Here is a 9,880-nt window from a genome sequence, read left to right as displayed (position 1 = left end):
AAAGATTGAACCAGCCTTAATGAGCGTAGATATTCCTTGGTTGTTACAGCATGTTATGATCAGTGGCAGCGGGGGGCGGGATATCTTCATTGATGACGGTGAGCGCCGCTTATTTTTTCCACGCTTTTCCAAACTCCTCGCCGAAACTGATACCGGGATGCCTGGGATCAAGGCGGACCTACAGCGCCAGAGGAACAGAGTAAAAGTGCTTGCCGACGTCAGGGCGGTTGTCCTGCCTGGTTTTCACACAATATTTGCGATTATTATAGATTAATAGCACTCATCTATTTGAATATATAAGCGAATAACCTAAGTGTATAATATCATTTAAATACAGCGCATCCATCGTTTATACTCCATGTATATCAAGCAGTTATTGCTCTGCTCCTCTAAAATTGCGGAGTTCAGATTTTACACCGGCCCGGGGAGGTCTTTTTTTGGTTCCCGCTCATTGCGGGGCAGGCGCCAGTGTTTGAAGAAGGTTGTCCGCTCCCCGCTGGGGGTTCCGGAGGCGGCTGGCCAGATCTTGCTTTTCCATAGCCGAACTCACGAAGGCGCTTATCGAAGACAGGCAGGTTTTGCTCAAAATAAAATCTGAACCCGGCCCTAATTCCCCCTTGTTAATTCTACAGCGATAATATATTCGTGTGCCTGTAATATGAGGAACAAATTTGAACATATCTCCTGAAAAAGAGCTGGCCCTCCGGCAACGGATGGAGCGGCTCGGGGTGTTGGAAAGCGATCTGCGGGAGACCTTTATCCGGTCGTCGGGGCCCGGCGGGCAGAAGGTCAACAAGACTTCTTCCTGCGTATTTCTCGTGCATCTGCCGACGGGGCTTTCCGTCAAATGTCAGCAGGAAAGGTCCCAGGTGATGAACCGTTTTCGGGCGCGACGCATCCTTTTGGACCGCATCGAAAAAATAAAAACGGGGATTGTGGCAGCGGAAAAAGCGCGCGTTGACAAGTTAAGGCGGCAGAAGCAGCGACGCTCCCGGCGCGCCAAGGAAAAGATGCTGTAGCAGAAACACATAACAGGGGAGAAAAAGGTTTTGCGGGCGCGGCCGGCCCGGACAACGGAATAACACCCGTGCCCATAAGTTAGAACGAAGCATGAAAATGCCACCTGTCATTCGGACCCGATCCAGAATCCGGGTGCAAAAGACTAGACATCGGCCTACGCCGGTATAACAATCTGCTTCCATATAAAAAAAGGAGGGGGAAACCTTTGATTTTTTGGTTGTTTCCACCTCCTCAGTTTTTCATGATACCAGGTTGTACGTTTTCCTCAAAAATCTCTGTAACTTTTTAGCCGATATACTTCGTCAGCAGCGGGTTGGCGTAGATTACGACCAGAGCAATAACCAGGGCGTAGATAGCCAGTGATTCGATCATGGCCAGACCCACCATCATGGTGGTCAGGATTTTCCCCTGTGCTTCCGGATTTCTACCGACCGCATTGACCGCTCCATTCAAGCCGTGCCCCATGCCCAGCGCCGTGAACAGCGTACCAGCTCCCATTACCATAGCCGCACTGAAGATACTGACGGCAATCACAATGGCCCTCGTATAATCACCTGATGCGGCTGCCGGGGCTGCCGGTGCCGCCGCTTCCGCCGCCATGGCCAGCGTGGACGTAATCGCCATCGCCATTCCGCTTAACGCGGCATAAACAAACTTCTTCTTCATCTGCTTCCTCCTTCTTAATTATTTTTTTACTGACCCGCGCATTCTTAGCCATACGAAAAAAATTGTCAAGCAATATTTATTCATGTTATAGGGTTGCCACCAACAAGGAAAGACTTATGAACGCAGAATTATTCGCAGAGGCGAAAAAAGTGATCCCCGGCGGAGTCAACAGCCCCGTCCGGGCTTTTGGGTCGGTGGACGCCACGCCGCTTTTTATCAGCAGCGCCAAGGGCGCCCGGATATACGATAGTGAAGGACGGGAATTCATTGATTACGTTTGTTCCTGGGGACCGGCCATCCTGGGCCATTGCCATCCCTTGGTTATAGAGGCGATCGAGGCCGCCGCCCGACGCGGCACAACTTACGGCGCTCCGACAGAGTCGGAAACCATCATGGCCCAAATGATCGTCGCCGCCTTCCCCGCCATCGAGATGGTCCGGATGGTAAGTTCGGGAACGGAAGCCGTCATGAGCGCTATCCGTCTGGCGCGGGGATATACGGGCCGAGACAGAATAATCAAATTTGACGGCTGCTATCACGGTCATTCCGATTCGCTGCTCGTCAAGGCGGGCTCCGGTGTGGCTACCCTGGGCATCCCCGGCAGCCCGGGCGTGCCCAGACGGCTCGCGGAACTGACGCTGACCGTCGCCTTTAACGATTTAGCCGGTCTCCAGGACATCCTGGCCAAAGAGGGCAAGCAAATCGCCTGCATTATCGTGGAGCCCGTCGCCGGCAACATGGGGGTGGTTCTGCCGCAGGAAGGTTTTCTGCCCGGGCTCAGGGAACTGACGAAGAAATATGGCATCCTGCTCATTTTTGACGAGGTAATCACGGGTTTTCGTCTTACCTACGGCGGTTTTCAAAATCTGGCCGGCATAGAGCCGGACTTGACCTGTCTCGGAAAAATCATTGGCGGGGGGCTACCCGTGGGGGCTTTTGGCGGGAGAAGAGAAATCATGAGCCAGTTGGCGCCCATGGGCCCAGTCTATCAGGCCGGAACCCTCTCCGGGAACCCGCTGGCCACGGCGGCGGGGATCGCCACCTTGAAAATCTTGCGGGAGAAAAAGGGGGAGTATGACCAACTGGCGCGCTTGACGGCCTCCGCTTGTGCCGGAATGGCGGATCTTTTTGCGGCGAAACAGATCCCCGTGAGGATCAATCGCATCGGTTCCATGTTTACAATCTTCTTCACCGGTGGCGAGGTAAACAACTACGCGACAGCCGCCCAGAGCGACACCAAGCTTTTTGCCCGCTATTTTCGCGGGATGCTGGCGCACGGGATCAATCTGGCGCCATCCCAGTTTGAAGCGGCCTTTGTCTCGTTTGCCCACACGGAAGAGGACCTGGCAAAAACTCTGGCCGCCTGTCGGAAAACATTAAAAAAAATCTAAGTCACCCCCACCCGGCCCTCCCTCGTCGAGGGGGAGGGAGACAGGGAGAGGGACATTTTCATAAGAAGCTTTTATGTGCGACAACAATATCCCGCCGAATGCAGAAAGTATCTACAGCCTCAGCGATGGCAGCGACATCCGCTCGCGGGCGGGCTTTTCTTCTCCTACGGACGAGTATCTGGCCGCCTTTGCAGATGCTGATCGTCCTTTTCTCTACCACTATCAAGTTGTCAGCGACCGGGTGGAAACACAGCTCGTTACGAGAGGCCAATTTCTCGAGCTTGCCCGGCGCGCCGCGAATTGCCTGATCTTTCACGGTGTAGAGAAGAATGACCGTGTCGCCCACTGCTTTTCCGGAAACAGCCCCGACGACCTGATCCTCCGGCTCGCAGAAATAATAGCTGGCGCCGTGCCTGTAACCATCAACTGGCAAGCGGATAACGAAGAACGTATTATCTACAAAATAACCGCGTCCCGGGCCAAAATAGTTTTTTACGACGAGGTATTTGCAGAAAAAATAGAGGGCATGCGGCATGTCCTGCAGGGTCAAATATTGCTGCCGATCTCCGTTTTCGCCAACTTTGCGCCTGCCGCGCTCTCAGACCTTCCTTGCCTTGACTATGCCGATGAGAAAGCGATCATATTCACTTCCGGGACTACGGGTCTGCCCAGAGGCGTGCTGCTGTCGCACCGCAGTTACCTCGCCAATCGCCTCACCTTCACGGATTATTTCCGTCTCGAACCGTTTTCCCCGTTGGATTTACTGCTTGTGAACCCTCTGCACCATGCCAATTCTTCCTCCCTGGCCGATTGGGGGATGAGACGAAAGGATACTGTCATTCATCTGGTTCAGCAATACTCCACCCTGTTCTGGCTTATTCTGGCCGAGGCGGAGCGCAAGAAAAGAGGAATGCTGATTACCTCGCTGGTGCCGCGCCACTTTGATTTTCTGGAAAATCTCTGCGAGCAGTCGCAGCTTCCCCTTGACAAGGCAGAACTCGCGGCGGCGCTGGCGGGGACAGACATCCTGCTTGGCTCCGCGCCCGTAGGCGCCGCGACAGTCAATAATTCGCTCCGGTTCTGTAAACGCCTGCCCCACGTGCGCTTCGGTTCCACGGAAACATGTCTGGAGGTCATGGCTATCCCCGTTACCATGTCCCAGGAAGAAACAATGACTGCTTTTCAAGCCGGTTGGCATCACCATTGCCAAGGGGAAAAAGCACCGGGCTTCTACATTGGCCGACCCCATTTTCCCTTTACCAGAGTTCGGGTCGTCAAGGCCGTTGATTTTGGTCAGGATGGCTATATGCGCCCCTGCGAATCCGGGCAACCGGGCTATCTGATCACCCAGGGCGCCAACCTCATGTCTGGTTATGTGGATCAGGAGGAAGCGACCAGCGCGGTTTTCCAAAACCAATGGTACACCGGCCTTCGAGATATCGGTTTCTATCTGATGGCCGCAGACGGACAGCTTGATTACTACTGGCTCGGAAGGGACTCGGCCCTGCTCATCCGCGGCGGCGCCAACTACGCCGATGAGCAGGTGGCTGCTGATCTTATCAAGGCCCTGAGCGAAGAGCTGCATCTTCCGGCGCAACAATTCAAGCTGGCCGTGGTGGGGCTTAATATCGAGAGCGAACATGAAGACAGTTGCTGCGTCACCATTGAACTGGACGAAAAGTCGGCCGCCCGGAAGGAAGACTTGGCCAGGGATTTCATCGCCGCCGCGACCAGGACCGTACCCAAGGGCAGCCGTCCCGACTATGTGCGCTTCGGAAAAATCCCTTGCAGTTTCAAAGGGGCCATCCTGTACCCCCAGTTAAAAAAGGATTTTCGGGAATATCTTGATTCCCTTTAGCGACCCAACTTTTTAATTGCAATTATTCAGCCGTTCATGATAGGAGTCCCCGGGGCGATGGATAAGGAAACACGAAAATCCCTCATGCAGGTAGCCAACATCAGTAGCATGGGCATTGCCCTGGGTGTAACGATCTTTGGATGCTTTTTTATCGGTCTCTACCTGGACCGCAAGCTGGGCACAGCGCATTTCTTTACTTTCCTTTTCCTCTTGATTGGTATTCTGGCTGGATTCAAGAATATTTACGGTCTCATAAAGAAAAGTTTAGGCGATGAAAAACCCGTGGACAAGAAAGATGGAACGGAAAGGGAAAATGCCGCTGCAAAAAAAGATTGAGTTTACCAGTTGGATCGTTTTTGGCATATTTCTTTTGCTCAGCGGTGCGTTGGCGTCAGCAAACTTTACCCTGGGCATTCTAGTGGGTGGTTTGATCAGCATCCTGAATTTCTATGGCCTCTGCCAGGGCCTGCGCGCCGCCTTTGCCCAGATGGGAACGGGCAGTGCGGGTAAAGTGATGCTGATCGGCAAGTACCTGTTGAGGCTTACCATTACCGGCCTTGTCCTGTATATGGTGCTGGCAAAAACCAGGGCGGACATATTCGGTCTGGTAATAGGTATGGGTGTCGTGGTCGCCGGTATTATATTTTCCGTTATCTTGACGTTTTTTGATAAAAGTTACCTTGAGGAGGTTTAAAAAAATGGAACCTTTGTTATTACTGGAAAATCACATGGTAGCGGCGCATGTTGCCTACTCCTGGTTCATCATGGCCGCGCTCGCCATCCTGTCTTTTTTGGCCACCCGCCGTCTGGACATTTACCCCGCCAAGCTGCAAAATGTCATGGAAGCAGTTGTCAGCGGTATAGATGGTTTCCTGACCGATACGATGGGACACGAAGGCCGGCGGTTTTTCCCGCTTGTGGCCACTTTGGCTCTTTACATCCTGGCATCGAATCTGCTGGGCCTGTTGCCCGGTTTCTAATCACCGACCTCCAACATCAATACTACCGCCTCCATGGCGATCGTCGTCTTCTTCACTACCCACATCGTTGGCTTTCGGATACACGGCGTAAAATACCTCAAACATTTTATGGGACCGATCTGGTGGCTGAGCCCGCTCATGATCGTCATCGAGCTTATCGGCCACCTGGCCCGCCCTGTGTCACTGACGATGCGGTTGTTCGGCAACATCAAAGGCGAGGACATAGTCCTGGCCGTCGTGCTCTTCCTGGTTCCGGCGCTGGTGCCGCTGCCCGTCTTCTTTCTCATGATCTTTACCTCCCTCATCCAGACGGTCGTTTTCCTGCTGCTGACGATGATGTACATTGCCGGCGCGATGGAAGAGGCGCATTGATCGAGAGTGTTAAAAGGGGTGGCGACTTATGAAGCAACAGGAGGTTTCAGCCTCTTGGGTTGTCAATTTGATCAAGGATTTCACCCTTAATTCCCCTCATAATTCTCTCTGGGATGAAGCGGGCGAAAAGGCATGGGGTGAACCGCTGGTCGGTTTTTCCCGCGGCGACGACCTTCTGTATGACGAATTCAAAAATCACATCGGCACTTTCTATTGGACGCCCGAGGAAATATTCTCCCTTACCTTTCCTGAAGCCGGGGCTTCCGCCGCAGAACTGACCGTTATCAGTTGGATATTGCCCCAGACTGAGGCCACGAAAAGAGACAATCAGCTCGAGCAGCGCTTCCCCTCGGAAAGGTGGACCAGGTCGCGTAGCTTTGGCGAACAATTCAATGTCGAACTCCGCAAGCATTTGCTTGCCTCTCTGCAGGCGGCGGGATGCCAGGCTTTAGCGCCGGAGCTTTCACCTCTCAAGCAGAGTGCAATTTCCGAGCGTTACGGCTTGGCCAGCACCTGGTCCGAAAGGCATGCGGCCTTTGCTTCCGGCCTGGGGACTTTCGGACTTTGCGATGGCCTGATCACCGCCGCCGGGAAGGCCATACGTTGCGGCTCCGTTATTGCCCGCATCAAACTGACGCCGACGGTTCGTCCCTACCAGGATCACCATGCCTACTGCCTTTATTATGCGAAGGGAACCTGTGGTAAGTGCATCGTCCGTTGTCCGGTAGAAGCAATCTCCACTGAAAAAGGACATGATAAAGAGAAATGCCGTGCCCATACCCAGGGAACGGCCTGGGAATACGTAAAAACAACTTTCGGCATTGACACCTACGGCTGCGGACTGTGTCAAACAGGAGTACCCTGTGAATCGCATATCCCGTTGAAACTCTGATAGAATTACCTGGAGGAAGAATAATGTATAAACAAATTTACGATTTTGCCGCTTCTGCCGGCGCCTTGGAAGGGTACGTATATGAAAAGGGGACGCTGAGCGAGGCCGTCATTGCCAAGTGGTGCGACAACCTTGTCACGGCTTATAATCGCATTCCACCGGAAGCCCGGCAACAATTTCAATTATCCTGCGACGGGACAGTGGGCAGGGCGCTCCGCTCCCTTTTGCCCCTCCTGGGAGAAAATAATGAGAGCATCGGGAAATTGCGCTCCATGATAGTCGGCCAGCTTCCTTCGTCGGCAGACGATTTTCAGAAAGATAAGGGCATTTGAGCACGGAATCCGATAAAAAGGTAATACTGAGTGGCATCATTGTGAGCGGCGCCGGTCAGGCGGCCTATTTTACAGGACTGGACTGGGTTCGGCAGCAGTGCGCCGAAAGACTCCATTTTCAGCCGTTCCCGGGGACGCTCAATGTCCAGTTGGATGAAAACTGCCTGGCTCTGCTGGAAAATCTGCGAAAAAGACCGTCCATAGATATTGTCTCTCCCGATCCCAATTTCTGCAATGCCAAAACACTGCCCGCCTCTCTACAAAACCTGTCCGTGGCCATCGTTATGCCTGACGAGGCCGTAAACATCCACAGCCCAAATATCATTGAAATAATTGCCCCAGTCAGCCTCAAGGAAACGCTATCTCTCAAGGACGGCGCACCGGTAGTGGTAACAGTGTTAGAGCTTTGAATTTCTACCTTTTTTGTCACCCCGGCGAAAGCCGGGGTCCAGAAGGTATTGAAAAGACTGGATACCGGCATTCGCCGGTATGACATAATTGATGGTTTTCCGTAGTTGTGCAAGGTCTCTCGGAATAAGACATTGTACGGGGAATTGCGAAAGTATTTGGGAGAAACATTTCGTGACTTCCTTATCAGTAGATTACCGTGACTCACCTTTTATTGCAACCACCCCATTTTCATCCTTCGTTGTGCACGCGTCGGGCATGGGGGTTAAAAAAATATTTGGTTAACCATGTGGCCAATAAATAGGAAAAAACTAAGGGGCCAGCTTTCGCTAACCCCTTGTTTTAATTGGTGAGCCCTGCCGGGATCGAACCGGCAACCTACTGATTAAGAGTCAGTTGCTCTACCAGCTGAGCTAAGGGCCCATATTTTTAAAGCAATTTGGTGCGCCCGGTAGGATTCGAACCTACGACCAACAGATTCGAAGTCTGCGACTCTATCCATCTGAGCTACGGACGCCAACTTACCAATACATGATGGGGTGAGTGAAGGGATTTGAACCCTCGGCCTCCGGGGCCACAACCCGGCACTCTAACCAGCTGAGCTACACCCACCATTCAACTTATGGTACGCTTGCAGGGATTCAAACTCAGGACCGACGGACTAGAAATCCTCTTTGTGAGATTCCCCAAGCTTCCCTTATCTACCAAAAGTCCTTGATTTCAAGACTTTCCTGATTTACAATCTCTCCAATGTTCCTCAGGGCGCCCCAAAAATATGGGGCAGTAAACAATTTCGGAACAAACTGACTTTCACTACGCACCACCCCTAACTTCGTAGCGGTGAGCGTTTAGCACACATTGCTGACACTTGCAATAATAAATATGAAGAAAACCGAAAGCGCAATATGTCAATCAAGTCAAATAGGACGCCCACTCCTTGGCTGTCTTCAGAATGTAATCCGGTTGCACGTCCTTGACGATACGGTTGTGACCGGGCAAAAGGATTTTTACATCCAATTCTGCCAACCTGGCAAGCGATTCCCTGAGTATTGGACCACTGGCGCCATGCAAGTCAAAGCGACCAATGGCGAAATCGGCGTAAACTACATCTCCGGGGATCAGGACTTTGTCCGCGTGGCTATAGAGGGCAATACTGCCCAGCGAGTGCCCAGGGATGTGCAATACTTCCCAGGTCAGGCCACCGATGTTCAGTTTTTCCCCGCCCTGAAGCTTGCGGTTTACCGGGAAGCTGAAGTCGCCTGGTTTTAACCGGAACTGGGCTTGACACATACTGCGGAAGGCTTCCATTCCATAGACCGTCCTTTCGTCACCCTCTTCCAGCGGCAGCGCTTCCGCTTCGTGGATCCATAATTCGATGCCGGGGAGTGCCTGGCGGATCTCACCCAGGCAGCCGATATGGTCCAGGTGGGTGTGGGTCATGATCACTCTTTTTATATCGGCAAGGGACAACCCCTCCTTCTGTATCGCTCCCAATTTATAGGCGCCTTTACCCATCAAGCCTGCATCAACCAGCGTCAGGTCTTTCGAGTTCTGCTGGCCAATCACGTAAGCATGGGAATCGGGAAGATATTCGTCCTGCCCTGGAATGAAGGTGATATACTCTGTAACTTTAGGCATTTGTTGCTCCTTAATCAGTTGCCCGGATGAATTCCAAGGCATTTAGAAAAATGGGTATAAATCAAAATAATGTCAGCCTTCGAGATTTAACTTTACCATAAGAACAAGAAAGAAGGGGGAAATATTACAGTGAGAAAGATGCTGCCTTACCATCACCTCTTGCTAACAGATTGCATTAGCCCTTTTTATACTAATTTGCATTCATAGATATACTAACGATCCATTCGAAACCGGTTAGCCCTGCCACTGTATGATTATCCTTTTCCAAAGTCGCCAGGGAAGTGACAAGTTCATCTTCAACTGCATTCAGGCTATGGAACACC

Annotated in this window: 11 protein-coding genes, 3 tRNA genes and 1 pseudogene; 10 read left to right on the top strand and 5 right to left on the bottom strand. The window is 52.2% G+C overall.

The annotated features are described in order from the left end of the window. Positions 1 to 274, top strand: a 274-nt coding sequence (locus NT140_07755; GenBank protein MCX5831763.1) for a hypothetical protein, incomplete at its 5' end; no start/stop codon positions are given. Between the two features lie 397 nt (positions 275 to 671). Beyond that, a complete protein-coding gene (locus tag NT140_07750) occupies positions 672 to 1,019 on the top strand; it encodes a peptide chain release factor-like protein (protein ID MCX5831762.1) in 348 nt (115 codons plus the stop codon). Between the two features lie 286 nt (positions 1,020 to 1,305). Here the strand turns inward: NT140_07750 and atpE are convergent, their stop codons facing one another. After that, positions 1,306 to 1,524, bottom strand: a complete 219-nt coding sequence (gene atpE, locus NT140_07745) for an ATP synthase F0 subunit C (protein MCX5831761.1) — start codon at positions 1,522 to 1,524, stop codon at positions 1,306 to 1,308. A gap of 278 nt (positions 1,525 to 1,802) precedes the next feature. On the opposite strand from atpE, the gene hemL reads away from it, so the two are divergent. The 8 genes and pseudogenes from hemL to NT140_07705 all read left to right on the top strand — a co-directional run bounded on the left by hemL (position 1,803) and on the right by NT140_07705 (position 7,921). Beyond that, the gene (gene hemL, locus NT140_07740; protein MCX5831760.1) at positions 1,803 to 3,077 is read left to right on the top strand and encodes a glutamate-1-semialdehyde 2,1-aminomutase; all 1,275 of its coding nucleotides are present in this window, start codon (positions 1,803 to 1,805) and stop codon (positions 3,075 to 3,077) included. 73 nt (positions 3,078 to 3,150) lie between these two features. After that, the gene (locus NT140_07735) at positions 3,151 to 4,935 is read left to right on the top strand and encodes a class I adenylate-forming enzyme family protein (protein ID MCX5831759.1); all 1,785 of its coding nucleotides are present in this window, start codon (positions 3,151 to 3,153) and stop codon (positions 4,933 to 4,935) included. A 57-nt stretch (positions 4,936 to 4,992) separates the two neighbouring features. After that, a complete protein-coding gene (locus NT140_07730; protein ID MCX5831758.1) occupies positions 4,993 to 5,271 on the top strand; it encodes an AtpZ/AtpI family protein in 279 nt (92 codons plus the stop codon). Next, a complete protein-coding gene (locus NT140_07725) occupies positions 5,249 to 5,629 on the top strand; it encodes an ATP synthase subunit I (protein MCX5831757.1) in 381 nt (126 codons plus the stop codon). The genes NT140_07730 and NT140_07725 overlap by 23 nt, the downstream gene beginning before the upstream one ends. A gap of 4 nt (positions 5,630 to 5,633) precedes the next feature. Continuing rightward, a pseudogene (gene atpB, locus NT140_07720) lies at positions 5,634 to 6,287 on the top strand (F0F1 ATP synthase subunit A). A 28-nt stretch (positions 6,288 to 6,315) separates the two neighbouring features. Next, positions 6,316 to 7,179 (top strand): epoxyqueuosine reductase, encoded by an 864-nt coding sequence (locus tag NT140_07715; GenBank protein MCX5831756.1) that lies wholly within the window; start codon positions 6,316 to 6,318, stop codon positions 7,177 to 7,179. A 23-nt stretch (positions 7,180 to 7,202) separates the two neighbouring features. After that, a complete protein-coding gene (locus tag NT140_07710) occupies positions 7,203 to 7,511 on the top strand; it encodes a hypothetical protein (GenBank protein MCX5831755.1) in 309 nt (102 codons plus the stop codon). Next, positions 7,508 to 7,921, top strand: a complete 414-nt coding sequence (locus NT140_07705; protein ID MCX5831754.1) for a CTP-dependent riboflavin kinase — start codon at positions 7,508 to 7,510, stop codon at positions 7,919 to 7,921. Before NT140_07710 ends, NT140_07705 begins: the two co-directional genes overlap by 4 nt. 345 nt (positions 7,922 to 8,266) lie before the next feature. Here NT140_07705 and NT140_07700 read toward each other — a convergent pair. The 4 genes from NT140_07700 to NT140_07685 form a co-directional block, all read right to left on the bottom strand. Further along, positions 8,267 to 8,342 (bottom strand) — tRNA-Lys (locus tag NT140_07700). A gap of 17 nt (positions 8,343 to 8,359) precedes the next feature. Continuing rightward, a tRNA-Arg gene (locus NT140_07695) sits at positions 8,360 to 8,436 on the bottom strand. Positions 8,437 to 8,454: 18 nt separating this feature from the next. Next, positions 8,455 to 8,531: transfer RNA gene (locus NT140_07690), tRNA-His, on the bottom strand. A 300-nt stretch (positions 8,532 to 8,831) separates the two neighbouring features. Continuing rightward, positions 8,832 to 9,557, bottom strand: a complete 726-nt coding sequence (locus NT140_07685; protein MCX5831753.1) for an MBL fold metallo-hydrolase — start codon at positions 9,555 to 9,557, stop codon at positions 8,832 to 8,834. Positions 9,558 to 9,880 lie beyond the last annotated feature (323 nt).

The sequence above is a fragment of the Deltaproteobacteria bacterium genome (genome assembly GCA_026388415.1).
In the GTDB taxonomy this organism is placed as follows: Bacteria; Desulfobacterota; Syntrophia; order Syntrophales; family JACQWR01; genus JAPLJV01.
This window is presented reverse-complemented; position numbering and strand designations above follow the sequence as displayed.